Source organism: Arthrobacter sp. KBS0703 (assembly GCF_002008315.2).
Lineage (GTDB): Bacteria > Actinomycetota > Actinomycetes > Actinomycetales > Micrococcaceae > Arthrobacter.
On the sequence record NZ_MVDG02000001.1, the window covers coordinates 4,313,494 to 4,338,068 of the forward strand.

23 protein-coding genes and 3 pseudogenes are annotated in these 24,575 nt (G+C 65.3%); 16 read left to right on the plus strand and 10 right to left on the minus strand.

Annotated features, from left to right (window positions below):
* Nucleotides 1–95 precede the first annotated feature (95 nt).
* Both B1A87_RS20000 and B1A87_RS20005 read left to right on the plus strand, forming a co-directional pair.
* Nucleotides 96–1,001, plus strand: coding sequence for a LysR family transcriptional regulator (locus B1A87_RS20000; RefSeq protein WP_221937596.1), 906 nt, complete (start codon nucleotides 96–98; stop codon nucleotides 999–1,001).
* A 122-nt stretch (nucleotides 1,002–1,123) separates the two neighbouring features.
* Nucleotides 1,124–2,665: an APC family permease gene (locus tag B1A87_RS20005; protein WP_078026982.1), complete on the plus strand. Its 1,542-nt coding sequence runs from the start codon at nucleotides 1,124–1,126 to the stop codon at nucleotides 2,663–2,665.
* A 1,328-nt stretch (nucleotides 2,666–3,993) separates the two neighbouring features.
* On the opposite strand, the gene B1A87_RS20010 is transcribed toward B1A87_RS20005, so the two are convergent.
* Together B1A87_RS20010 and B1A87_RS20015 are read right to left on the minus strand one after the other, a co-directional pair.
* The gene (locus B1A87_RS20010) at nucleotides 3,994–5,439 is read right to left on the minus strand and encodes an SLC13 family permease (RefSeq protein ID WP_078026983.1); all 1,446 of its coding nucleotides are present in this window, start codon (nucleotides 5,437–5,439) and stop codon (nucleotides 3,994–3,996) included.
* Nucleotides 5,440–5,451: 12 nt separating this feature from the next.
* Nucleotides 5,452–6,570 carry a PrpF domain-containing protein gene (locus B1A87_RS20015; RefSeq protein ID WP_078026984.1) on the minus strand — a complete coding sequence of 373 codons (1,119 nt, stop codon included), beginning with the start codon at nucleotides 6,568–6,570 and terminating at the stop codon, nucleotides 5,452–5,454.
* Nucleotides 6,571–6,843: 273 nt separating this feature from the next.
* On the opposite strand from B1A87_RS20015, the gene B1A87_RS20020 reads away from it, so the two are divergent.
* Both B1A87_RS20020 and B1A87_RS20025 read left to right on the plus strand, forming a co-directional pair.
* On the plus strand, nucleotides 6,844–7,749 hold the full coding sequence (locus B1A87_RS20020) for a LysR substrate-binding domain-containing protein (RefSeq protein WP_395940281.1): 906 nt from the start codon (nucleotides 6,844–6,846) through the stop codon (nucleotides 7,747–7,749).
* Between the two features lie 95 nt (nucleotides 7,750–7,844).
* Nucleotides 7,845–8,198 (plus strand): annotated as a pseudogene (locus tag B1A87_RS20025) (LssY C-terminal domain-containing protein); the annotation flags it as partial.
* On the opposite strand, the gene B1A87_RS20030 reads toward B1A87_RS20025, so the two are convergent.
* From B1A87_RS20030 to B1A87_RS20050, 5 genes are all read right to left on the minus strand, one after another.
* Nucleotides 8,188–8,433, minus strand: coding sequence for a CDGSH iron-sulfur domain-containing protein (locus B1A87_RS20030; RefSeq protein ID WP_078026986.1), 246 nt, complete (start codon nucleotides 8,431–8,433; stop codon nucleotides 8,188–8,190). The pseudogene B1A87_RS20025 and the gene B1A87_RS20030 sit on opposite strands and share 11 nt — an antisense overlap.
* Before the next feature lie 79 nt (nucleotides 8,434–8,512).
* Entirely contained in the window at nucleotides 8,513–9,568 is a 1,056-nt protein-coding gene (locus B1A87_RS20035; RefSeq protein WP_078026987.1) for an iron-containing redox enzyme family protein, read from the minus strand.
* Between the two features lie 58 nt (nucleotides 9,569–9,626).
* Nucleotides 9,627–10,052 (minus strand): hypothetical protein, encoded by a 426-nt coding sequence (locus B1A87_RS20040; RefSeq protein ID WP_139362700.1) that lies wholly within the window; start codon nucleotides 10,050–10,052, stop codon nucleotides 9,627–9,629.
* Between the two features lie 3 nt (nucleotides 10,053–10,055).
* Complete coding sequence (locus B1A87_RS20045; protein WP_078026989.1) at nucleotides 10,056–10,310, minus strand: hypothetical protein; 255 nt, start codon at nucleotides 10,308–10,310, stop codon at nucleotides 10,056–10,058.
* Nucleotides 10,311–10,453: 143 nt separating this feature from the next.
* Complete coding sequence (locus tag B1A87_RS20050) at nucleotides 10,454–10,726, minus strand: hypothetical protein (RefSeq protein WP_078026990.1); 273 nt, start codon at nucleotides 10,724–10,726, stop codon at nucleotides 10,454–10,456.
* A 174-nt stretch (nucleotides 10,727–10,900) separates the two neighbouring features.
* On the opposite strand from B1A87_RS20050, the gene B1A87_RS20055 reads away from it, so the two are divergent.
* The 5 genes from B1A87_RS20055 (at nucleotide 10,901) to B1A87_RS20075 (ending at nucleotide 15,180) form a co-directional block, all read left to right on the plus strand.
* Nucleotides 10,901–11,611 (plus strand): TetR/AcrR family transcriptional regulator C-terminal domain-containing protein, encoded by a 711-nt coding sequence (locus B1A87_RS20055; RefSeq protein ID WP_078026991.1) that lies wholly within the window; start codon nucleotides 10,901–10,903, stop codon nucleotides 11,609–11,611.
* Between the two features lie 31 nt (nucleotides 11,612–11,642).
* The gene (locus B1A87_RS20060) at nucleotides 11,643–11,873 is read left to right on the plus strand and encodes a zinc-ribbon domain-containing protein (RefSeq protein ID WP_078026992.1); all 231 of its coding nucleotides are present in this window, start codon (nucleotides 11,643–11,645) and stop codon (nucleotides 11,871–11,873) included.
* A 124-nt stretch (nucleotides 11,874–11,997) separates the two neighbouring features.
* Entirely contained in the window at nucleotides 11,998–12,684 is a 687-nt protein-coding gene (locus tag B1A87_RS20065; protein WP_078026993.1) for a DNA alkylation repair protein, read from the plus strand.
* Nucleotides 12,685–12,877: 193 nt separating this feature from the next.
* Nucleotides 12,878–14,515 (plus strand): sensor histidine kinase, encoded by a 1,638-nt coding sequence (locus B1A87_RS20070; protein WP_078026994.1) that lies wholly within the window; start codon nucleotides 12,878–12,880, stop codon nucleotides 14,513–14,515.
* Nucleotides 14,512–15,180 carry a response regulator gene (locus tag B1A87_RS20075; protein WP_078026995.1) on the plus strand — a complete coding sequence of 223 codons (669 nt, stop codon included), beginning with the start codon at nucleotides 14,512–14,514 and terminating at the stop codon, nucleotides 15,178–15,180. Before B1A87_RS20070 ends, B1A87_RS20075 begins: the two co-directional genes overlap by 4 nt.
* A 19-nt stretch (nucleotides 15,181–15,199) precedes the next feature.
* On the opposite strand, the gene B1A87_RS20080 is transcribed toward B1A87_RS20075, so the two are convergent.
* Nucleotides 15,200–15,787, minus strand: a complete 588-nt coding sequence (locus tag B1A87_RS20080) for an adenylate kinase (RefSeq protein ID WP_078026996.1) — start codon at nucleotides 15,785–15,787, stop codon at nucleotides 15,200–15,202.
* 64 nt (nucleotides 15,788–15,851) lie between these two features.
* Complete coding sequence (locus B1A87_RS20085; RefSeq protein WP_078026997.1) at nucleotides 15,852–16,229, minus strand: MarR family winged helix-turn-helix transcriptional regulator; 378 nt, start codon at nucleotides 16,227–16,229, stop codon at nucleotides 15,852–15,854.
* An 84-nt stretch (nucleotides 16,230–16,313) separates the two neighbouring features.
* On the opposite strand from B1A87_RS20085, the gene B1A87_RS20090 reads away from it, so the two are divergent.
* Together B1A87_RS20090 and B1A87_RS23150 are read left to right on the plus strand one after the other, a co-directional pair.
* The gene (locus B1A87_RS20090; RefSeq protein WP_078026998.1) at nucleotides 16,314–17,810 is read left to right on the plus strand and encodes an MFS transporter; all 1,497 of its coding nucleotides are present in this window, start codon (nucleotides 16,314–16,316) and stop codon (nucleotides 17,808–17,810) included.
* 276 nt (nucleotides 17,811–18,086) lie between these two features.
* The gene (locus B1A87_RS23150) at nucleotides 18,087–18,227 is read left to right on the plus strand and encodes a hypothetical protein (protein ID WP_185982375.1); all 141 of its coding nucleotides are present in this window, start codon (nucleotides 18,087–18,089) and stop codon (nucleotides 18,225–18,227) included.
* Nucleotides 18,228–18,252: 25 nt separating this feature from the next.
* On the opposite strand, the gene B1A87_RS20095 is transcribed toward B1A87_RS23150, so the two are convergent.
* Nucleotides 18,253–18,996 carry a FadR/GntR family transcriptional regulator gene (locus B1A87_RS20095; RefSeq protein ID WP_078026999.1) on the minus strand — a complete coding sequence of 248 codons (744 nt, stop codon included), beginning with the start codon at nucleotides 18,994–18,996 and terminating at the stop codon, nucleotides 18,253–18,255.
* 213 nt (nucleotides 18,997–19,209) lie between these two features.
* On the opposite strand from B1A87_RS20095, the gene B1A87_RS20100 reads away from it, so the two are divergent.
* The 5 genes and pseudogenes from B1A87_RS20100 to B1A87_RS20120 all read left to right on the plus strand — a co-directional run bounded on the left by B1A87_RS20100 (nucleotide 19,210) and on the right by B1A87_RS20120 (nucleotide 24,575).
* On the plus strand, nucleotides 19,210–20,574 hold the full coding sequence (locus tag B1A87_RS20100; RefSeq protein ID WP_221937597.1) for an MFS transporter: 1,365 nt from the start codon (nucleotides 19,210–19,212) through the stop codon (nucleotides 20,572–20,574).
* An 88-nt stretch (nucleotides 20,575–20,662) separates the two neighbouring features.
* Nucleotides 20,663–22,478: pseudogene (locus B1A87_RS20105) on the plus strand (dihydroxyacetone kinase family protein).
* A pseudogene (locus tag B1A87_RS20110) lies at nucleotides 22,475–22,946 on the plus strand (ribose-5-phosphate isomerase). The pseudogenes B1A87_RS20105 and B1A87_RS20110 overlap by 4 nt, the downstream one beginning before the upstream one ends.
* Nucleotides 22,930–23,778 (plus strand): triose-phosphate isomerase family protein, encoded by an 849-nt coding sequence (locus tag B1A87_RS20115; protein ID WP_078027003.1) that lies wholly within the window; start codon nucleotides 22,930–22,932, stop codon nucleotides 23,776–23,778. Before B1A87_RS20110 ends, B1A87_RS20115 begins: the two are co-directional and overlap by 17 nt.
* On the plus strand, nucleotides 23,775–24,575 hold the full coding sequence (locus tag B1A87_RS20120) for a sugar phosphate isomerase/epimerase (RefSeq protein WP_078027004.1): 801 nt from the start codon (nucleotides 23,775–23,777) through the stop codon (nucleotides 24,573–24,575). The genes B1A87_RS20115 and B1A87_RS20120 overlap by 4 nt, the downstream gene beginning before the upstream one ends.

Consider the following 24,575-nt stretch of genomic DNA (forward strand, 5'->3'; position numbering starts at 1 on the left):
GAAGACTCTGATCCAGTTTGTGGCCGCGTTCCGGGGGACGGAAGGTCGAAGTTACACTGAAGAGATAACTACTGCTTATCAATGGAGCTGGTGACATGCGGTCCTTACCCGACGTGAGCCTGCGGCTGCTGCGGTACTTCGAGGTACTGGGCAGCGAGCTGAACTACCGGCGCGCGGCCGAGAAACTGTTCATCACGCAGCCGGCCCTGTCCGGGGCAATCCAGCAGCTCGAGCGGGCCATCGGTGATCGCCTGTTTGACCGTGATACTCGTTCGGTTGCTCTCACGAAGCTCGGGCGAGACTGGCTGCCCTATGTGCGGAAGGCCCTCGCTGAAGTTGACCTGGCACGCGAGGCTGTGGCGATGCTCGTCGACCATGCGCACGTGCGCATCGGCTATCTGATCGGCACCGGCGCAGATCTACTGTTCCAGCTCCTCGATGGGGCAGATCGTGCCTTCCCCGATATCACCATCGAAACCGTCGAGTACGACTTCTCTGATCCAAGCGCCGGGCTCGCATCCGGAGCCACGGACATTGCCCTGCTACGACCACCCGTCGACGTACCGGGCCTGGAGATGGCGGTTGTCGCCGAAGAGTCCTGGGTCGCATGCCTTCCACGCTCTCACCGCCTGGCGAACAGGTCCGAGCTACGCATCGAAGAGCTCCTGGATGAACCAATCATCGTGGCACCGCAATCCGCAGGACGCTGGCGCGACTACTGGCTCGCTGCGGACGCACGCCAAGGCAAGCCCCCAATAGTTGCGGCCGAGGCCGCAACATACGAAGCGGAAACCACGATGGTAGCCCGCGGAGTCGGACTGAGCTTCACGACGTCCTCAATGGTTCGTTTGTACGATCGGCCGGGTATTAAGTTCGTTCCGATCATCGACAGACCAACCAGCTTCACCGCGGTCGCCTGGCGCCCGGAGCGTCTTTCAACGGCCATGCGCCCATTGGTGCAGCACATGCTCGGCCGACTGGTTCCCCGAAAGTCCGCCTGACTTATCAGCCGTGCTTATCAATAAATAGAAACTTTCACCTTCCGCGCCGTCCCCTCTGCTGGCTTCATTGATCAATAACAGGTCTTCCGGACCCGTCCAGCAATGACGCGAGGAGAAACACCATGGCCGAATCGAAAACACATCAGGATCCATCGCTTGCACCGCCACCGCGGGTAGTGGGCGAGGACGAAGACACGCGCCTCGAGGAGTTCGGCTACAAGCAGAAGCTGGACCGTTCCGTCGGCCGGATCGCATCGTTCGCTATCGGCTTCTCAACGATCAGCGCCACCACGGCGGTGTTCACCGGGTTTTCCGCCGGGTACCTCAATGCCGGGTCGCCATTCATCTGGACCCTTTTCCTCGCGATCCCGGTGTTCCTGCTCTGGACGCTGATTGCCGCGGATATCGCCGCGAAGATTCCGCTCGCCGGCTATGCCTATCAGTGGACGAGCCGGCTGAACGGCTCCACCTTCGGCTGGTTCACCGGCGTCAGCGCCCTCATCGGCTGGATCAGCGGCATGACCAGCCTCGGATACATTTTTGCCGGGTACTTCGGGAGCGTCTTCGATTGGCAGCTCACCCAACCCCAGCAGATCCTCATCGCCGTCGGCGTCGTCATCGTGTGCGTCCTCATCAACGCATACCGCGTACGTCTGGCAACCCTTGTTAACAACATCGGTGTCGGATTGGAAATCGTCGTGACGGTCGGTGTCACCGCAGTCATCGCCGTACTACTCATCGTTATCCCGGACAACGCGCAACCGATCTCTTCACTCTTTGTCGGGCGCAGCGCCGACGAGTCGACGCCTTACATCCTTGCCTGGTTCTCCGCATCGCTCGGCCCCTTCTTTGGCTTGGTAGGCGTCGAGGCTGTTGCCGATGTTGCAGAAGAGACGAAGAACGCGCGACGAGTAATTCCACGCACCATGTTCTATGCCTTTGCGGTGTCGTGCGTCATTGAGTTCTTCATGTACCTCGTGTACGTGCTCGCGATCAAGGACCCTGCCGCGCTGGCGGATTCGCCCGCCCCGATCGAAGAGATCATCTCTGGGCAGCTCGGGCCAGTGTTCGCACGCATGGTCGTTGCCATCGCACTGACGAACATCCTTGTCTGCCTGCTGTCCAACGTGCTCGTGGGAACTCGACTTTTGTACTCACTTTCTCGTGACAACATGATGCCGTTCTCGCACGCGCTTCGGCACGTCGCATCAAAGCGGAAGACGCCTTCGACAGCAGTTGTTTCGCTCGGCGTCGTGTCCGTGCTGCTTCTGCTGTCCGCTTTAATCAATCAGCAGGCGTTCAACTACTTCCTGGGCATCGCGACCCTGGCGTTCTTCACAACCTACGTGCTGCAGACCATCGGTCTTCTCAATGCTGCAGCCCGTGGCCGGATTCCAGCAGCCGAGCCTGGCACATTCGATCTCGGCCGGGCACGCGTGCCGCTCCTGATTGTCAGCCTCATCGTCTTCCTGCTGGTGGAAGCTGCGCTCATCTTCCTCCCCGCATTCGCCGGCAACGCCTACGTTTTCGCCGGCTTCATGGCACTCGCGGCGATCTGGTGGCTGCTGGCGTTGCGGAAACGTCTCAAGAAGGGCGAGGCCGGCCCCCGATATGCTCAGGAACACCCCGATGATCACAGCCCAGCAGTATCAAACATCGGATGAGTTCCGCGACATAGGAATTCTGGAATGCCTTTCTATCCGGTGATCCAGTGAAGATCTATTTGCGCAGGACCATACGAATAAGCACCCTAGATCCGCGATCTCCTGGGTAAGCGGAGCGTGGTCGCGTCCGACGCGGACACGGCCAGACGGGGGCCGCGCTTATCGCATCGGCCGAGAAAGGGAGCGACCTATGGGAGAGTACGGTGTACGGATTTCATCACCGGAATGCCCACGCCCTGCTCGCACCATGGGACGATACACGGGCGATCTAAGTCCGCTTCGATACCGGCACTCTCCAAGATGAATACGAACAAGCGGGTGCCGCCCTTGTGGTCAGTGAGTCCACATGGCCTAAAGCCGGAGTGGAGATCTCCGATGGAGTACCAAACGTCAGCACATTAGTGAGCACGTGACGGCTGGTCTGACTGGGCGGCCGCACCTACCCCAGAAAGGGCACGCCGAACCACCCCTCTAGACTTCGGCCCATCGGTTGGAATTTGCGCAGTGCACTTGGACGTTCAGCGTCGGAACCGGCTGTTGTTAGCGCAGCCGCCGTCTCGTTAACCTTCTGACCTCCGCACGCCATCGTCTTGCTGTGTCTTCAGTACCTTGGGCGCTTCCGAGTGGGGTAGGTCCCCACAACTGTCTCGCAGAGAAAAAAGAACGGTGAATTCGGTATGACGCCTTACTCCAATCCCCATGATGCTGCCCTGGCTTTGACAGAAATGGCAGCGGAGGAATTTCCCAACCCATGTTTCGGGGCTGACCGCATTGCCGATGTGGTGCGGATAGTTTTTGGGCAGGATGGGCTGGAAGGCCTGAGTGTCCTTGTCTGTTCCCTGGCATCACAGAATTACAGATCCCTGAGTGCTTCCGCGACCGCGACGGGAATGCATGCGGGGTCCTGTTGGACGTTCGCCGCAAGTTGACTGTCGCGGATGGACCGTTCCAGCCAAAGTGAAGATTGGTAAAGTTGCAGATCAGGGAAACGCTCGGGCGATCGGCCAATACGCGCGAGACCGACGTCGCACCCCTTGGGCTAATCGGCATTCTGGTCTATCGGCGACGAAGTAGTGGCCGCGATACCGGCTGAGCGGAATCCATCGGAGCACTCCTGACGCTGATCCATTATGGGAGGAGGCAGGGCGACGTCGTGGTCACCCTGCCTCCTTTGCATGCTGCGGAGTTCCCGCGCCCGTCCGTCGGGCTACCTGTTGCGATGGAGTGCGGGAACGGCAGCGCGCGTGCCGGACGTTGAGTCCGGCAGATTTCACACATCGGCGTGGTCACCGTCTTGGCTGACCGGTGGCCGAGGTGCGGGATCCGGGTCACATGATGCCGGTGGGTACCAGCAGGGCCCATGCCAGCGCGGGGGCCACCAGGACCACTCCGCCGGCGTACATCATTAGCTGCTTGTAGACGCGTTGGCGGTCGTTCTCCCGGGCGTTGGCTACAACGAGGGCGCCGTCGGTGGAGAAGGGGGAGACGTCCACCACTGTCGCGGCGATGGCGAGTGCAGCGACGGTTCCCGAAGCGCTCAGCGAACTGGATGCCAAGAGGGGACCGGCCAGGGGGATGAATGCCGTCAGCAATGCCGTGGAGGAGGCGAAGGCTGAGCCTACGCCAATGACGTAGCAGAGCACCAGGGCGATCAGCAGGGGTGCACCCAGTGCGAGGGCTTGCTCGGCGAGGGTGTCGATGACACCTACGTGCTGGAGCAGTGAGACGTAGGTGATCATGCCGGCCACCAGGAGGACCGTGGACCAGGAAACGCCGCCGATGAACGTTTTGTGTTCCTTGATGTTGACGAATGCCAGAAGCAGGCCGGCCGAGAGAGCGACGAATCCGATGGGCATGTGGAAGCCCAGGGTGCACACGAGAATCACAGCGATCAACGCCAGCGTAAAGATCTGTTGACCCTTCGGACGTCCGACGCGGGTTGTGTCGAGACCGGCGTACTCGTTGACGTGGTTATCGTGCAGCTTGCCGAAAAGGGCGAACAGCACGATGGTCAGGGCTGAAAGGATGAGATTGAGGGCGAAGCTGGCCGTGAAAAGCGCGCCTTGGGAGATGGGGAATCCGTTTTTCAGTGCGATGTCGTGCACCAGCACGCCCGCAACGGACAGCGGGGAGAAGCCGCCCGCGTGGGCCCCGTTGATGACGAAGGCGCCCATGAGGACAGGGTGGATGCGTGACTCGTAGGCAAGTCCGAGGGCCGCCGGTGCCAGCAGTGCGACGGCGGCCGGTGAGAAGGTGCCCAGAGCGGTCAGCGCGGCAGCCATGAGGAAGAACACCCATGGCAGGAGCACTGTCTTGCCCCTGACCAGGCGCACGCAGGTCTGAACGATGATGTCGATGGTCCCGTTTCTTTGGGCCATGCTGAAGAAGTAGGTGACGCCGATGATCGTCAGGACGATGCTGGCCGGGAACTCCTCAAGGATTTCCTTGTCGCTCATTCCGAGCATGAAGTAGCCGACGCCGAAGGATGCCACCAGCCCCATGACGCCGATGTTCAGCGGCCATTTGGTGGCGACGACGAACATCACGACGAGAATGACGAGCGGGATGATCTGGGTGGCGGTCATGGTCGGCTCCGATCCCGAGGCGGCCGCTGGATTGAAGAGGACACCCCCGAACAGGAGGGCGGCCAGACCCAGGATAGTGATGGCGGCTACCGTCATCAGCAGGATACGGCGGCGACGGTTGGGACGCTGTGAGCCGTCGTCGCGGGTGTCGCTTTCCAGGGGTGCAGTTTGTTCTGCGGTCTTAGTCATGATGCTGTCTCCTCATTGAGTGGCGCTGGCGAAGGAGGCCTCGACGGCGCTGCCGAAGGCCTCGGGGAGGTGGATGATGGTGGTGGCGATGGTGCGGGCCGTTCGGTCGACGCCGACGAGCAGCGATCCGTCCCGTTCCTCGCACCAGGTTTCGATGACCCCGGCCGGTGTGCGCAGCCGCAGGGTGGGCTGAAGGGTGTCGCCGGTGATGTCGTTGAGTGCGGTGCCCGGGGTGCGGGCGGCGAGGGTCAGTGCGATGCTGCCGGTGATGGCCAAGGCCGGGTGCGGCTTGCCCATCGAGAGCATCATGACGCTGACGTCGCTGTCCGGATCGGACTGGGCCGGCGAAGCCACGATTGCGACCTTGGGGACGGCGCGGGCAGCTTCGCTCGTGGTCGCTGCCAGCCCCATACGCACTGCGGCCTGGCGACGGACGTATTCCAGGGTTTCCAGTTGCAGCTCCACCCCGGCGAGCCAGCTGTCGTAGCGCTCCGGGTCAAGGCCAAGGTCCTCGGCACGGAGAATCACTACCGGCGCTCCGGCGTCGACCATGGAGACGGTCCAGCGGGTTCCGCCGGCGGTGATCCGGTCTGAAGCTGACCCGGTGGGAAGCAACTTGCCGGTGGTCTTGCCGGCAGGGTCCTGGAAGCCGAGCCCGACCCGGTATCCGGGGAAGGGCACCCCGGGCATCCGGGCGTCCGGAACGATGGGAAGGGCACCTGCGGGCGTGGCCACGCGTTGGACGATGACCTGGCCGGTGTTGGTGTTGCGGGTGACGATCCGGGTGATGTCGCCGCTGGGGATCACCCATCCCTTCTCGATCGCGTAGAGGCCTACAACCGCCGAGCAGTTGCCGCAATTGCTGCCCCAGTCCACTGCGGCCTCTTCGATGCCCACCTGGGCGAAGGTGAAGTCGACGTCGATATTCTCGTCGTCGGGGCGGTGCAGGATGACGGCCTTGCTGGTCGTCGAGGTCGCCCCGCCGACCCCGTCTATCTGCCGGGGGTCGGGACTGCCGAACAGCCGCGGCAGCAGCACATCAGGGCTGGTGCCGCACTCGTCCAGATGCTCGGCTTCGAACACCCAGCACTTACTGGTGCCTCCACGCATTAATTCTGCTTCGAGCTTCATCGCGTTTCCCACATCTCCTCGTGCCTCAACTTTGCTTTGGGCCTGAGAAAAGATTGAGCCAGATCACAAAGTAAGACAATGTTCGATTTTTTAGGAGGGATGTAGTATTGCTTAAGTCACTGTTCCGAAAAGGATGATGGCCGCATGGTTCGGCATTCACGGCCCCTAGAAGTGGCCCGTCATCCCGCAGATATGAGTGTGCATGCAGGGAATGAACCAAATCCGAAGAAGGGTAAACCGTTGCTTCACGAAGAGAACCAGTCTTTGTTCGACATGCGCCGGCTGGCCCTGCTGCTGGAGGTCGTCGAACAGGGATCAATCACGGCAGCGGCGGAACTAATGATGTACACGCCCTCCGCCGTCTCCCAACAGCTGCGCAAGCTCGAACAAGAGGTCGGGCAGCCTCTGCTCAACCGGCGCTCCCGCGGGGTGGTACCCACCGAAGCCGGCCAGGTGCTGGCCGGCCACGCCCGCAAGATCGTGCGGCAGATGCAAGCAGCCCAATCCGACCTGGACCAGATCGCCGGCCTCAAGCGCGGGTCCCTGACCGTCGGCACCTTCCCCACGCTCGCCGGGTCCTTCCTGCCCATCGTCATCAGGACCTTCAAGAAGCGCTACCCGGCCATCAGCCTCTCGCTGCGCAGCGCACGCTTCGACGAACTCGTGGCGGACCTGGAGTCCGGGGTCACCGGATTGTGCCTGCTGTGGGATTACCCTTGGAATCGCTTCCACGACGAGTCGATCCGGGTAACCGAAGTCTTCCTCGAGAGAACTGTGATCCTGGTGGCTGGCAACCATCCGCTCGCCGGCCGGGAGCAGGTCAGCATGGAGGATCTGCGCAACGAATCGTGGATCGTGCGCGCGGAGGCCCACCCGGTGGTCGAGGTGCTGCAGCGTTCCGCGCACGAAGCCGGGTTCGAACCAACCATTGGCTTCCTGGCCAACGATTACCAAGAGGCGCAGGCCATGGTCAGCGTCGGGATGGGGGTGGCCATGGTGCCCAAGACCGCCGTAGCTCTCCAGCACCCCGACGTGAGGGTGCTCAGCCTCGGTCCGGCCGCCCCGCTGCGGCGGATTCTGCTGGCGCAGCGCCAGGACAAGGTCTACGCTCCGGCTGAGGTCGCCTTCCACTCCACACTGCTTGAAATCGCCCGCGAACAAGCCGGCGACTACCTCTAGACTGTGTGCTCTTGGTGGAAGGGGACTGCGAAGTGATGTCAGGGGAGGATTGCGGGGACGTTCCGGCGGAACCGGACCACGCCCGGGCTGACGACCGCCAGGAGCATTTGGCCTTTCAGCGGGAAATCGATGGCAACCCCCGCAAACGGCATCACGTGCGGTTTTGGAGATGCCCGGACACGTGGATGCTGCCCGGCGGCATTGCGGTGGACTGGGTGGGCGCCGGAACCTACGACAGAAGTGTCGGTCTTTCCCTCTTCACATTCCAGATCACCCACAAAATCGCCGACCGCACCGACGAAGAGCGCGATTTCATCATCGACACCCTGCGGGCGGCCAACGCGGTCGAATCAGTGCATGTCATCAGGAACTTCTCGACTGGCTATCACCATCGCAACGGCGGGGGTGACGCCATCCGAACCGACGGCCACCTTCCGATCATTGATCTGAATCCTCCGGAGCGGACGGGTAACCGGTCCGAAACTTAATCATTTTGTGGGTGCCGTCGCAGTAGGGCTTGATCGCGGAGGCCCCGCACCGGCAAAGGGCTACGGTCCGCCGTTGCCGGGGCACAGGTTCCCCCGACGATGCGACGATGTCGAAGTCGCCGCGGACCAGGATCGGGCCGTCGGGACAGAGGACGATCGAGCCGTTTCCGGGAGACTCCTGCTGGTTCTGATTCATGTGTAATCCCGATCTGGTAGGGCAAGGAAAGAGTGGCTGCCGTGGCACGCGTGCTGGGCGCGCAGAGTTTCCGAGAGCGTCACAGGCCAGCCGGGACAGCGGTTCCCAGGGAGGACCTGCCGTTGTCCCATGCGTCCGTGACCAGGGAGGAGAGCCGCCCGTCGATCGCAAGGACGGCCGTGGCGCCGAACAATACGTCGGCGAGGAGGTCCGGCTGCGCCTCCACCAGGCCGCCGGCGAGATCCCTTCCGGCGATCTGCTCGTGGACCGCGTCGGCCTCCACATGCTCGTCGAAGTATGCTGTCACCTCTGCGCCGAAGCCGAGGCGCCGGAACCCCTGGCCGTACAGCTGGTTCGGCCGGGAGGACGTCATTTCGTAAATCGCCAGATGCCCGGCTATGGCTCCCCGGAGCCGGCGGTTCAAGCCGAACAGGGACATCATGTTCACTGAGGCCAGGGAGATCGCCGGTACGGCATCCACATAGGCGCCAAACTGGTCTTCGAGGCCCAGGCCCCTCATGGTCCGGGCAAACATGGCACTGTGCATCCGGTCCGGGCGTCCGCCGCCATACTCGTCAGCCTGGATCTCAACCAGCGCTGCCTTGGCCCGCCCGGCCAGGCGGGGAATCGCCCACGTATGCGGGTCGGCTTCCTTGAGCTGATACATGGACTTGTGGATCAGGAACTCACGGAGATGCTCGACGGACGCCTTCCTGGCGATAAAGCGGGACACGCTGGGTCCGCTGTCCCGGGCCGCGAGTTCGAACAGGATGGCAGCGACGTCATCGCTGCTCAGGGTTTCCGCCGGAGGCAAACTGGTTTGCGGGGCGCAGCGGTGCGCTGCCGAGCGCAGCGCCTTTTCGAACGGTGCCTCGAGCAGTTGACGGATCCCGAGCAATCCGGGATTCCATTCCCACAGGTCATCCACACCGTCCAAACCCCCGTAGTGAAGCTCGTAGAGGCAAAACAGGGCCAGTTGGAGGTCATCGTCCTCGATGATGTCCCCGATGTCGCGCATCTGCGCTGTGACCAGTTCGTGCAGGTGCGCCTGTGCCGCCGGCTCGGCCCCGGGCCGTCCGGAAAGGAGGCCCAGCACCCCGGAGCTGACGGGTCCACGTGGTTCAGGGATCTTCATTGTTCTCCTATGCAGTCTTTAGCCGTGGGGGCTAAAGACCGGGGTGGGGTATCTGGAATTAGTGCGGGATTTCCATTTGGAAGCCGCACCGGCACCGAATTACCCGGGTCCGAAGGTAGGCGCCGAGGAAATCCGCCGGCCGCGGATGGGTGGCGACCGGCGTACGGGAGTTCCTGAGCTCCGGATCGGTCGGGGACATGGGTTCGCCGCAGTGGATGTACTCGGTGCCCAGGTGCATGACGTCATCGTTGTGGGTCGACCGGGCCAAAACTGCAGCGACGAAACCTGCCGTGGTGGACAGAACCCGGGTTCCGCCACACTTCTCACAGTTGAAGGCAACGGCGAGGCTTTCCCTCCGGCTGTCCATGACGGCGATGGAGTCCACAACGAGGTGCAAGTCGGTATCGCAGGTCGAGCACCAGGGCTGCTTTCCCCGGGGCTGTTGGGCGTCCCGCGGGATGTAGGTGCTGGCGAAAGTACTCACTGGTCAGACCAGCCCCGGGTAGCTGGCCAGGATGTAGTCAGCGGCGGCCGGGCCCTTCATGCGGAGCCTGTTGTGGCGGGGATGGACGTGCTTCTTTTTCATGGCCGACCAGAAGGCGCCTTCGGGCCGGGGCGTCCGCTGATGCAGGAAGCACCAGCTCGTATACAGGCCGTAGAGGCAGTCCTGCCCGAGTGTCGAGCCGGACCCGTCGGCGGCGGTGGCTTCGTTGAGGAATTGGTCGTACTGCGAAGTTGCCAAGAGTGGCTCTTTTCCGCGGGGTGCGTCTGGTGCCGCCGTGAGGCTACAGCGGCTGACGCTTCAAGGCCTGCACGGGGCGTTGAAGCGGTTCCGGGCCCGCAATTTCTGCGGGGCCGGTGGGTCGAGCATGGTGACGCCGGTGGTTATGCGTGGGTGTGTGCGCGGTTGCCGGCCTTGGCCAGTCCGCGGGCGATCATGAATCCGACGGTGAGCCAGGTGATGTACTGCATGGCCTGGCTGGCGTTGAAGACATCGACGCCGTTTTCGCTGGCGTTGTCCCCGACAACCGCGGACGTGATGATCGTGGCGAGCACCGCGGCGACGTAGACGGCGAATTCGACGGTCCTGACGGAGGCTTTGATGTTGTTGGTGTTCCGCGTGGTTTCAGCGTGGGCGGACTGCGCGTGGGATGTCATTGGTTACTCCTTGGTGGTGTGAGCGGCCGGAACGGCCATGCCACCAGGGTCCCGCTTCTAAAACCGGTGATAACAAATTCTCTACAACGTAGACGTTACCCGTAGACTACCAAGTAAAGCAAGCATGCTTACCTTCATCGGCAGCACGCCTGCCCGTCCTTTAGGAGGGAACCCATGGTGCCCGCACAGAATCCGGTGGCAGCCGCCCCCGGCACGAAGAAGCGCCTCAGCCGGGAGGTGGTGCTCTCCGCTGCGTTGGAGCTGGTGGATGCAGACGGACTCGATGCGCTGACCATGCGCCGACTGGGGCAGGAACTCGGCCGGGACCCGATGAGTCTTTACCGCTACGCAGCCAACCGCGCCGCACTGCTGGACGGAGTGTCCGAGCTGGTCTTGAACGAGCTGGCGATCATTCCTGATGACCCGGACTGGCAATCGCAGCTAAGGCGCATTGCCCATGACTTACGCCTGCTTGCGCTGCGACACCCGAACGTCGTGCCGCTGCTGGTCACCCGGCCGCTGTCCACGCCCTTGGGCCTGCGGCCGCTGGGGACCTTGCGTCCGCTGGAGCAGATCCTGTCGTTGCTTATCGACGCGGGATTCCAACCCCGCGAAGCGCTCCATGTTTACCGGGCCTACTACGGGTTCCTGTACGGGCACATCCTCAATGAACTGCAGGAATTCATCGTCGATCCCGAAGAAAATGAGGCCCTGCTCCGTCTTGGCCTGCACCGCCTGCCGCCGAAGGAGTTTCCGCGCCTGCGCGCGTTGGCTCCGGTCCTCGCCGACTACGACGGAGCGGCCGAACTGGACCAGGGCCTGAGTATCCTGCTCTCCGGCCTGGCCGCACGCCTCCCGTCGCCGGGCCATTCAACCACCGCGTGAGCGGCAACTTCGACGTTAGAAAGTACAAACGATGCTTCTGCTCTTTGGTCTCAAGACCGTTCTGCGCCCCCTGCCTGGACGGGCAGCCACATGTCAGTCCTGCGGGTCGTTCGTCCATCATCACCTCGAGGAGCGCGCCACCAAATTCACGCTCTTCTTCATTCCCGTTTTCACCACCTCCAGGTCCTATCGCATCACCTGCTCGAACTGCGGACAGATGTCAGTGATCAACGCCCGCCAGAAAAACGCGCTGGTCCGGTGAACCGGTGAACCGCCCGTGCTTTGCAAAAAGCACGGGCCCGGGCACCACCGGAGGCCCGGACGGACCCGAGGGGGGCCACCTCCGTCGTAGGCTGAATCCCGCACGTGATGGAGAGGAGGGCCCAATGGCAGAGACGACGGTGACGGAGCCGATGGTGGCCGAGGTGATGGCCGAGCTGGCTGCGCTCGAGGACCCGAGGGCACGCGAGGTGAACGAGAAACACGGTGACGATCACGGGGTGAACCTCGGCAAGCTGCGCGCGGTCGCGAAGCGCTTGAAGACTCAGCAGGAACTCGCATGCCGGCTCTGGGAGACGGGCGACACCGCGGCGAGACTGCTGGCGATCCTGATTTGCCGCCCGAAGGCGTTCGGGCGTGACGAGTTGGACGTCATGCTGCGCCAGGCGCGCACGCCCAAGGTGCACGGCTGGCTCGTGAATTACGTGGTGAAGAAGACCCCGCACTCCGAAGAGCTGCGCCTCGCCTGGTCCGCCGACCCGGATCCGGTGGTTGCGAGTGCCGGCTGGGCGCTCACCACCGAACGCGTGGCGGAGAAGCCCGAGGGCCTCGACCTCGCAGGACTGCTCGACGTCCTTGAGGCGGAGATGAAAGACGCCCCGGACCGCCTGCAGTGGGCGATGAACGAGTGCCTGGCCCAGATCGGGATCGAGCACGCCGAGCACCGCGCCCGTGCAATCGGCATCGGTGAGCGCCTGGAGGTGCTCAAGGACTACCCGACTCCTCCCAACTGCACCTCGCCGTTCGCGCCCGTCTGGATCACCGAGATGGTGCGCCGACGGCACGATCAGTAGCCAGGTTCGCCTCCGCACCCCGCAAAAAATCCGCCGTCACAGGTGCGGTATAGTTCACCCCACCGCCACGGAAACGGCGCGGAAATCGCGGGGCACGGCGAACAGGCTCGCAGACAGCCTCCGCACTCCACGTACCGCACTCCGGCGGCCCACACGCACAGAAAGACAGCAGCACATGACTCGACGTCGAGGAATGTCCCTTGCGGGGCAGTATCTCCGGCTGCAGCTGCTGATCGTGCTGGCCGTTCTGGTGGCTGTGGTGGCGATCTCGCTGGCGCAGTCCGCCGCCGCATTCGAACGCATCGAAGGCCGCCGCGCGCTGTCGGCGGCAGAAACTCTTGCGGCGCACCCGGCCGTCCGCAGCCTGTTGGCAAACGCCGAACCGGGAAGCGGGTCCGCGCTGCCCGCCGTCGCCGAATCCGTGCGGACCATCTCAGGCTCCTCGCACGTCGCCCTGGCCCGCGCCGACCGGACGGTGGTGACCTCCTCGGACCCCTCACAGGAGGGCCGCGAGATGCAGCTCGGTGACAGCGTCGTGATGGATGGGCGGGCCTGGACCGGCCTGGTGGACACCGGCGGCGCCGAAGCGCTCTCGGCCCACGTCCCTGTGCTGGACGACGGCGGGAAGATGGTGGGCATCGCCGCCGTCGGCAGGAACTTCCCGTCCGTGCTGGAGCGGCTGGTCGATGCCGTGCCGAACCTCCTGACGTACCTGGGGGTGGCGAGTGTCCTGGGCGTGGCCGGTTCGCTGCTGCTTGCGCGGCGGGTCAAGCGCCAGACGCTCGGCATGGAACCGGACGAGATCACCGGGCTCGTCGAGAACCGGGAAGCCATGCTCCACGGGCTCAAGGAGGGGGTGGTGGCACTGGATCCCCAGCAGCGGATCACCGTGGTCAACGACAGCGCCCGGCGCCTGCTTGGCCTCCCCGACGACTGCGTCGGGAAGGACCTCCGCAGCCTTGCCGTGCAGCCCGCGCTCAAGGAAGTCCTCACGCAGGACCAGCCCGGCCCGGACCGGCTGGTGTTGGTCGGCGAGAGCCTGGTGGTCCTGAACCGGATGCCCATGCGCTCGCACGGCCGCGTCATCGGCTCGGTGACCACGCTGCGTGACCGGACGGAACTGGCTTCCCTGGAGCGGGAACTGGGCACCACCCGGACAGCCACGGACACCCTCCGCGCCCAGGCCCATGAGTTCGCCAACCAGCTGCACACCATTTCCGGGCTGATCCAGATCGGCGAGTATGACGCCGTGGTGCAGTTCGTCAACGGCACCACCTCGAACCGCACCCGCCTCAACGACGAAGTCACCAGCAGGATCCACGACCCCGCGCTGGCCGCCCTGCTCATCGCCAAATCAAGCCTTGCCACGGAGCGCGGCGTGTCCCTCCAGCTGGCCGACGAGTCCCGGCTCGGCCGGATTGATGAGGAACTGTCCCGGGACCTGACCACCGTGGTGGGAAACCTCGTGGACAACGCGCTCGACGCCGTCACCAACACCGCTGCCGGCGCCGAGGTGGAGGTGCTCATCGAGGAGGACGACGGCGGGGTGCAGGTTGTGGTGCGGGACTCCGGACCGGGGGTCCCGGCGGACGTCATGGAGGACATCTTCCGCCAGGGGTTCAGCACCAAGAATTCGCCCGACGGAGGCCGCGGCTACGGCCTGGCGCTCGCCCGGGTGGTCTGCCAGCGCCGCGGCGGCCGGCTGAGCGTGCACAACGACGGCGGCGCGGTGTTCACTGCGGAACTGTCCGGTGCGGGCCCCAAGCGAGCCCAACACGGCAGTGCCCAACACGGCAGCGCCAAACAGATCTCTGAGGGGAAGCAGCCATGATCAGCGTCCTGATCGTTGATGATGATTTCATGGTGGCCAAGGTCCACGCCGGGTTCATCCAGCGCACGCCGGGGTTCGCCGTCGTCGGCGTGGCCCATACCGGCGCGCAGGCAGTGCTGGAGACGCAGCGGCTGCAGCCGGACCTGGTGCTGCTGGACATCCACCTCCCCGACATCAACGGGCTGGACCTGATGCATCAGCTGCGGGACGTCGCGCCCGAGCTGGACGTGCTGGTGATCAGTGCGGCCAGGGAGGTGGATACGGTGCGCCGGGCACTCCGCGGCGGCATCGTGCACTACCTGATCAAACCGTTCTCCCAGACGGACCTGCAGGAGCGCCTGGAGCACTACCGGACCACCTATCAGAGCCTGGCTTCCTCAAAGGACGTGGCGGAACAGGCCGACGTCAACCGGGTCTTCGGGCTGGAGCGCGGCGACCGGCCGCTGCCCAAAGGCTGCAGCGCCGAGACGCTGCAGCTCGTGGAGCGGGCGCTGCTCGCCTCCACGGGGGATCTTTCGGCCGCAGAACTGGCCGTCGTCGTCGGCACGTCGCGGGTGAGCGCGCGGCGCTACCTTGAGTACCTCAATGACGAGGGGATGGTGGACGTGACCCTCAAGTACGGCGTCGGGCGCCCCGAACGCCGGTATGCCTGGAAGAGCATGTGACGCCTGGCGGTGCAGGCAGCTACTCGGCCCGGCCCGCCAAGGCGGTTTCGATGCCTTCCAGCGCGTCCGCGGTGACGTGGTCGACGTCGGCGGTGCCGTCCACCCGGACCAGCAGGCCGCGCTCGGCGCAGCGCGAGATGACCGGCTCCGTTTCCTTCCGGTAAAGCTCCAGGCGGTGCCGGATGACGCTTTCGGTGTCATCGCTGCGCCCTTCGGCCTCGGCCCGCAGCAGGAGCCGGCGGACGATCTCGTCGTCGTCCGCCGAGATTTCCAGGACAGCATCCAGGGCGCCGCCGGTCTCCTCGAGGAGGCCGTCCAGATCCGCCAGCTGGCTGAGCGTGCGGGGGTAGCCGTCCAGGAGGAAGCCGGCCTTCGTGTCCGGCTCCTGCAGCCGTTCGCGCACCATGGCCGTGGTGAGATGGTCCGGCACGAGGTCGCCGGCATCGAGGTATTTCTGGGCCTCGACACCCAAGGGGGAGCGGTCGGCCAGGTGGGTGCGGAACATGTCTCCCGTGGAGATCTCCACGATGCCCAGCTGTTTGCTGATGCGGTGGGCCTGGGTGCCTTTGCCCGACCCCGGAGGGCCGATGATCAGTAATCTCGTCATGCGCTCATCCGTTCAAGTTTGTCAGGCTGCGATTTTATGGGTGACGCAAAAGCCTGTGATGCGCTCAGGCCAGGTTTTCCTTCAGCAGGGCGCGGTGTGCGACGGCCGCTTCCCCGTGCAGGGCGCGGCCCGCGTCGGTGAGTTCCAGGAACAGTGAACGCCGGTCATCCGCACAGGAACGGCGGGAGATGAGTCCGGCTTTCTCGAGCCGGTCCACCACCTTGGACATCGCGCTCTGGGTCATGGGCGTCCGCTCGCCGAGCTGCTTCATCCTGCACGCCGCGTCCGTGCTCTCGGCCACCAGGTCCAGGATTTCGAACTCGGTCAGCCCGATGCTGAAGCGCGATTCCAGGGCGCGATCGATCGCACCCGCGGTGCGGAAGTAGGTGCTCTGGATGCTGCGCCATTGCTCAACCAGCTGGCGGTCCTGCGGTGTTGCCATGCAGCGATTCTAGTTGATGACGAATTAAAAGTCCACGTCATAATATTCCTTGTCATTCAATGACGTGTCATATAAGTTGGAGCCATGACTTCAACTTCCACCCTTGAAAGATCTGCCGGCGAACGGCTGGCACCCGTGCGCTGGACCCGTGCGCAGTGGATGCTGCTCCTGGTCCTGTGCACCGTCCTGGCGCTCGATGCGCTGGACGTCTCCATGGTCGGCGTGGCGCTGCCCTCGATCGGCACCGAACTCCACCTGGGCACCGAATCCCTCCAATGGATCGTCTCCGCCTATGTGCTCGGCTACGGAAGTCTGCTCCTGCTGGGCGGGCGGATGGCGGACCTGCTCGGCCGGAGGCGCATCTTCCTCATTGCGCTCAGCGTGTTCGCCGCCGCCTCCCTGCTCGGCGGCCTGGTGGATGACCCCGCCCTGCTGATCGCCACCCGGTTCGTCAAAGGACTGGCCGCCGCCTTCACGGCTCCTGCCGGCTTCTCCATCATCACCACCAACTTCGCGGAAGGGCGTGAACGCAACCGCGCCGTCTCCATCTTCACCACCTTCGGCGCAAGCGGCTTCTCACTCGGCCTTGTCGTCGGAGGCCTCATGACTGCCATGAGCTGGCGCTGGACTTTCCTCGTCTCCGTACCCGTGGCGGTCGCCGTCGTGATTCTTGGCCTGAAGTACATCCCGCGGGACGGCGCCGCCGGCGCCGCCGGGAAGGATCAAACCAGCGGACATGACATTTGGGGTGCCGTGACGCTGGCGGCCGGCATGCTGGGGCTGGTCTATACGCTGGTTTCGGCACCCGGGAACGGCTGGGGATCTGTGGCAACCATCGCCGGATTCGTGGCCTCCGCGGCGGTGCTGGCAGCGTTCGCGGTGATCGAAAACCGCGTCAGGCACCCCCTGATCCGGTTCAGCATCCTCAGGGAAGGCTGGGTTGCCCGCGCCAACCTGAGTGCCGTGGGGCTGTTCGGCTCGTATTTGAGTTTCCAGTTCATCCTGACGCTCTACCTGCAGTCCGTGCTGGGATGGAGCCCGCTGGGCATGGCGCTGGCGCTTCTTCCCACCGGCCTGCTGGTGGCCTCAAGCGCTCCCTTCGCGGACCGGCTCATCGACAAGTTTGGCGCCCCGCGCTTGATTCTGACCGGTCTGGCGGCGTTGGCGCTCGGCTACGTACTGTTCCTGCGGGTGGGCACCTCACCCAACTACGTGACGGATATCCTGCCGTCGGTCCTGCTGCTGGGCGTTGGCTTCGCGCTGGCATTCCCGTCCATTAACGTCCAGGCCACCGCCGGCATCCGGAATTCGGAACAAGGTCTCGCGGCCGGCCTGATCCAGACCAGCACGCAGGTGGGGGCCGCCCTGGTGCTTGCCGTCACCACGGCGATGGTCAGCGGTCACGGCAATGCGGCCGACGCCGGCAGGGGAGGCGCCGTAGTGAACGCGGCGGAGATGCTGGAACAGTACCGTCCCGGCCTCATCCTGAGCGCGGCCGTGGCCATCGCTGCCCTGCTCATCGCCGCCACGCCATCCCGCCGCCGCCGGATGTCCGCCGCCGCGGACCACGTGACGGCCTGACTCGCGAGTTGAAGCCGGGGGCGGTTGCCAGCGCCGCCCCCGGTTCCCGCGTGCCCTGGGCCGGTACGGTGAGCAGCCGGGGCCGGGCCTCACTTCCCCCGGCACGGGATTCGGCGAAAACCGCCCGTCCCCAACGGGCCCGGACGAGGCCCTGCACGCAACGATAGATTCCAGATACACATCCGAAACGTGGCGTCGCCGCCGCGAAACACTGCATGGCTACGCTGATGCCTACTTGGAAACCGTCGTCGGGACGGCGAATGGAAGGACACAGCCATGATGATCTGGAACAGCCTTACCCTCTTTCTTGACTCCCACCGCAGTGACCGCCACGAATTTGGCGGCGCCGGCTCCGAATTCCCCAGTGGCCAGTTGACGTCCGCTGCCTGGGCAGGATGGTGGCACGACGACGCCTAGGGCGCCGAAGGCGAAGGGCCGCCGGCTACTGCGCGGCGTCGAATCCGGCGAGCAGCCGCCGGGAAGCGGTGGCCATGTGTGAGCGCATCGTTTCCGTGACGGCGGCCGGATCGTGCGCTTCGAGGGCGGCGAAAATCTCGCCGTGTTCCTTCAGTGCGGCTGCGGCGTGGCCTTCGTCGGTGAGTGCGCGGTCCACCCAGATGCGCAACAGCGACCGGATGCTCTGGAGCAGCTCCCGGAGCACCTGATTGCCCGAGCTGGCCGCGATTTCGCGGTGGAACGCGGCATCCGCCTCCACGAAGGCGGCCAGGTCCTCGAGGTTGTCCGCCATGGTCTGGAGGTTGGCGCGCATGCGGCCGAGGGCGTCGTCGTCAATGCGTTCCGCTGCCAGCTGCGCGGCCTGCACTTCCAGGCCGCTCCGGAGCTCCACGAGTTCGCGCGTCCGGGGTGCACCGAGCATCAGGCCCCAGCTGAGCGTGCGCGGCAGCAGCTCGGAAATGCCGTCACGCAGGTACGTCCCGGATCCCGGGCGGACAATCACGATGCCCAGGATTTCCAGCGCCGCCAGGGCTTCGCGCACGGCCGACCGGCCGACTCCCAACGAGGCCGCGAGCTGGCGTTCGGCGGGCAGCCTGGTTCCGACGGCGATCTCGCCGCTGGTGAAATAGGCCAGCAGGCGCTCCGCCACCTCCGAAACAACGGACCCCTGTTCCATTGAACCGAGGGCGGCACTGATCTTAGCCGTCGCGGCTGCGGAATTTTCGGACACCCCCAAAGCCTAGCAACCGGTCGGCCACTTTCCGGCGCGGACGGCCGCAACAGAAAAAAACACGTCAACCGGTTGACCAATTTGCGGTTCCGGACCTATGGTTGATCTCACACGCTTAAACCACTGCCGGTCCTCTGTCGGCGGACGGCATTGAGACCAACCCCACGCCTCCAGTGCAGGATGCGGCCGGGACATCAACATCTAGGAGTCAACGTGGACACCACACAATCGGTGGTCGAAAAATCCGCAATCAGGAAAGTGGCAATCCGGCTGGTGCCGTTCGTCGCTTTGATGTTCTTCATCAACTACCTGGACCGGACGGCCATCTCCTTCGCAGGCCCCAACGGCATGAACACCGACCTCGCCCTCTCGGCAGCGCAGTTCGGCTTCGCGTCCGGCGTCTTCTTCATCGGCTACATCCTGCTGGAGATCCCCAGCAACCTGGCACTGCACAAGTTCGGCGCCCGCCGCTGGCTCGCCCGCATCATGGTCAGCTGGGGCATCGTCTCCCTCCTGTTCACGTGGGTGGGCAGCGTGGAGCACCTCTACATCCTCCGCTTCATCCTCGGCGTGGCCGAGGCTGGCTTCTTCCCCGGCGCCATCCTCTTCCTCAGCCTCTGGGTCCCGTCCCGGCACCGCAGCAAGATCCTCGCCCTGTTCTACCTGGCACAGCCGCTGACCACCGTCATCGGCGCCCCGCTGGCCGGCCTCCTCATCCAGCAGCACGGTCTCTTCGGCCTTTCCGGCTGGCGTGTCATGTTCCTTGGCGTAGCACTGCCGGCCATCATCGTCGGCATCATTGCCTGGTTCTACCTCGCCGATTCCCCGGCCAAGGCCAAGTGGCTCACCGCCGCGGAAAAGACCTGGCTGACCGGCGCCCTGGAGAAGGAAAAGTCGGAAACGGCCGCCAGCAACAAGCACGTCAGCGTCCGCACCGTGTTCGGCAACGGCAGGGTCTGGATGCTGTCGGCCATCTACTTCGGCTTCATCTACGGCCTGTACGCCCTGGGCTTCTTCCTGCCGACCATCATCGCCGGCTTCGAAGGCCTCTACGGCACCAAGTTCGACGTGCTCCAGAAAGGCCTGATCACCGCGATCCCGTACCTGCCCGCGGCCTTCGCCCTGTACTTCTGGTCCAAGGACGCCACCAAGCGCGGCGTCAAGACCTGGCACATCGCCCTGCCGGCCCTCATCGGCGGCCTGAGCATCCCCCTGGCGCTCTTCGCCGGCTCACCGGCCGCAACGATCGCCGTCATCACCGTCACGGCCATGTCGATCTTCGCCGCACTCCCCAACTTCTGGACCGTGCCCACCCAGTTCCTCACCGGAGCAGCAGCCGCGGCCGGCATCGCCCTGATCAACACCGTGGGCAACCTGGCAGGCTTCAGCGCCGGGTACGTCACGGGCTGGCTCAAGGACTGGACCGGCGGCTACACGGTCCCGATGTTCGTCGTCGGCGGCTTCATGCTCCTGTCCGCCGTCCTCATGGTGGTGCTGAGCCGCTCCGGCAAGGTCAGCGAGGGCATCCCGGCCGAGGCCCTGGATCCTGCGGGAGCCGGGCACCACGCCGAGCCGTAACCGACCCGGGGGTGTCCCCCTTTACCAGGGGACGCCCCCGCACCAACCACCGAATCTCGACTTCCCCAGTTAGGCCCAGGAGCTCCGCATGACCCGCCTGTTCAATGAACCCGCAGCCTTCGCCGACGAGATGATCGAAGGCTTCGTCGCCTCCCACGGCCGCTGGGTAAGGCGCGTTTCCGGCGGCGTCGTCCGCAACACGCAGAGCACCCCGGACACGGTTGCCCTCGTGATCGGCGGCGGCTCCGGCCACTATCCGGCGTTCGCCGGGCTGGTGGGCCAGGGCCTGGCGCACGGCGCGGCGATGGGGAACCTGTTCGCGTCCCCCTCGGCCCAGCAGGTCTACAACGTGGCCAAGGCCGCCAACAACGGAGCCGGCGTGCTGCTCGGCTACGGCAACTACGCCGGCGACGTCCTGCACTTCAATCAGGCCCAGGACCGCCTCCGCAAGGAAGGCATCGACTGCCGCAGCATCGCCGTCACCGACGACGTCTCCTCCGCCCCGCCCGAGGAACGCGGCAAGCGCCGCGGCGTCGCCGGCGACCTGACCGTGTTCAAGGTGGCCGCCGCCGCCGCGGAGGCCGGCTACTCCATGGACGCCACGGTGGAAATCGCCGAGCGCGCCAACGACCGCACCCGCTCCTTCGGCGTCGCGTTCAGCGGCTGCACGCTCCCCGGCGCGGACCACCCGCTGTTCTCCGTCCCCGAGGGCCGGATGGCCGTGGGCATGGGCATCCACGGCGAACCCGGCATCGGCGAGACGGACATCCCGACGGCGGACGAACTCGCCGAACTGCTGGTGGCCAAGCTCCTCACCGAAGTCCCCGACGGCATCTCCATCGCAGGAGAAGCAGCCGGCACCCGCGTGGTCCCCATCCTCAACGGCCTGGGCAGCGTCAAGTACGAGGAACTCTTCGTGGTCTACCGCCGCGTCGCCCGGCTCCTGGCCGACGCCGGCCTGGAAGCCGTGGACCCGCAGGTGGGCGAGCTCGTCACCAGCTTCGACATGGCGGGCACCTCGCTGACCCTGTTCTGGCTCGACGACGAACTCGAGTCGCTCTGGAACGCTCCCGCCGACGCCCCGGCTTTCCGCCGCGGCGCCGTCACCGCGGCGGCCCTGGAAGCTGGTGCCGGAGGCACAGACAACGGGGAGCTGGCCGACGTCGAACTTTCCATCCCCGACGCAACGGAGGAGTCCCGCGCCGGGGCCGCCCGGGTCCTCGCCGCGCTGGGCGCCGCGAAGGATGTGGTGGACGCCAACGCCTGTCTCTTATACACATCTAGATGTGTATAAGAGACAGCGATTGCCGGCGACGGCGATCACGGCATCGGCATGGAACGCGGCGTCCGCGCCGCCGTCGACGCCGCAACGGACGCCGTCGCCCGAGGCGCCGGAGCCGGCACCACCCTGCACTTCGCCGCTGACGCCTGGGCCGACAAGGCTGGCGGAACCTCCGGCGCCCTCTGGGGCATGGCCCTCCGGGCCGTCGGAGGCGCGGTGGGCGACAGCAACGCGCCCGACGCCGGCGCTGTCGCCGCCGGAGTCGCGCGGGCCGCCGCGGCGATCATGGACTTCGGGAAGGCCAAACCCGGGGACAAGACCCTGGTGGACGTGCTGGTCCCGTTCCGCGATTCCCTGGCCGCCGGCGTGGACGCCGGGAAGTCCCTCACGGACGCCTGGGGCGCCGCCGCCTCCGTGGCGCAGCAGGCCGCCGAGGACACCGCCCAGCTGCTGCCCCTCATGGGCCGCGCCCGCCCGCACGCCGAGAAGAGCCTCGGCACCCCCGACGCCCGGCGCCGTCTCCATGGCGCTGATCGTCCGGGCAATCCACAACACACTGTCCGAGGTCACCCCCACCGTGAACACCCCCGCCGTAAACACCACAGCTAAGGAAAACGCATGAGCGCCAAACTGCGCCTGGTCATCGGAGCCGACGACGCCGGATTCGAATACAAAGGAAGCCCTGAAGGCTGACCTGGAGGCCTCCGACCTGGTCGAGTCCGTGACCGACGTCGGAGTGGACGCCACCAGCCACACTCCCTACCCTTCCGTGGCCATCGCTGCCGCCGAGCTCATCGCCGCCGGCAAGGCCGACCGTGCGCTGCTGGTCTGCGGCACCGGACTCGGCGTGGCCATCGCCGCGAACAAGGTCCCCGGCGTCCGCGCCGTCACCGCCCACGACCCCTTCTCGGTGGAACGCTCCGTGCTGAGCAACAACGCCCAGGTCCTCACCTTCGGCCAACGCGTCGTCGGCCTGGAACTGGCCCGCCGGCTCGCCCGCGAATGGCTCACCTATACGTTTGACGAAAGCTCCGCCTCGGCCGAGAAAGTCACCCTGATTAAGGACTACGAGGGTGTCACTTCCTGCTAACACCGCCGCCGGCGGGACGGGCGCAGCCGTCACCACGGGGCCAAAGGCCATCATCGGCGTCAGCCTGAAGATGTACTTCGGCTACCAGCGCTCGGTCGACTACTGCCGCGAGGTGGCCACGATCGCGCTGGCCCACCCCGCAGTGCAGAGCGGCGACATCGAACTCTTCGTCCTGCCGATCCTTCCAGTCCTCCCCGAAGCGGCCCGGATTCTCGGCGCCGCCGGGGCGGCGGCCGGTGCCCAGGACATCTTCTGGGAGGACCAGGGCGCCTTTACCGGCGAGGTCGGCGGCGCGGCCGTGGCCGAGCTCGGCGGCCGGTACGCGGAAATCGGCCACGCCGAGCGCCGCCGGATCTTTGGCGAGGATGACAGGATCATCGGGCTCAAGACGGCCGCCGCCTACCGCAACGGCCTCACCCCGGTCCTGTGCGTCGGTGAGCTGCAGCAGGGATCGGTGGAAGAAGCCATCACCCGCTGCACGGCCGAGATCGACGGTGCGCTGAACCGGGCGCAGTCCCTCGGACCCGCACGCCGGACCATCGTGGCCTATGAGCCGCAGTGGGCCATCGGCGCCCCGGAACCCGCCACGCCGCAGTACATCAGCGCCGTCATCGCCGGGCTGGATGCGCACCTGCGCGCCCTGCCGGGCCAGGCCGAAAGCCGGGTCATCTACGGCGGCAGCGCCGGGCCCGGCCTCATCAGCCAGTTGGACATGTCCGTCGCAGGCCTGTTCCTGGGCCGCTTCGCGCACAACCCGGCAGCACTCCGGGAGATCCTGGACGAGACCGCCGAACGGCTCGGCCTGCTGGAACCCGCGGGAGGAAGGGCATGAGCTCAACCATCGGACTCAGTTCCTACGCCTTCTTCTGGCAGCTGTCGGACAAGGTCGCCGAACCCCTCACCATCCACCGGGCCCTGGAGAAAACCGCGGCCCTGGGCGTGGAGCTCTTCCAGATCTGCGACTACGCACCGCTGGAGGAGATGACGGACGCGGAACTCAAGGAGATCAGGGCCACGGCGGACAGCCTGCGCATCGCACTCGAACTGGGCACCAAGGGCATCCGTCCGGAGCACCTCCGCAAGTTCCTGCACATCGCTGGCCTGCTTGGCGCGCCGCTGCTGCGGACCATGTTCAACGTCCCGGGCCACACCCCGACGGCGGACGAGGCAGCGGCGATCTTCACCGAGGTCCTGCCGGAGTTCGAAGCAGCCGGAGTGAAGATCGCCGTCGAAACCTACGAACAGGTGCCCACCGCCCGGATCCTGGACGTGGTCCGCCGCGTGGACAGCCCGTTCCTGGGCATCTGCAGCGACCCGGCCAACACGGTCGCGGCGCTTGAGATGCCGCGCGAGGTGATTGACGCCGTCGCGCCCTATGTCCTGAACATGCACATCAAAGACTTTGCGTTCAGCCGCAAGGAGGGGTGGGTCGGGTTCACATACTCCGGCGCGCCGCTCGGCGAAGGCCTTCTCGACTATGACTACATGGCCGGAAAGTTTCAGCCCCACGAAAGAAACATCAACCAGATCATCGAACACTGGTTGCCGTGGCAGGACTCCGAAGCGGACACCGTCCGCCTCGAAAACCAGTGGACCCAGCAGAGCCTCAATTTCCTAAGGAGCAAATGA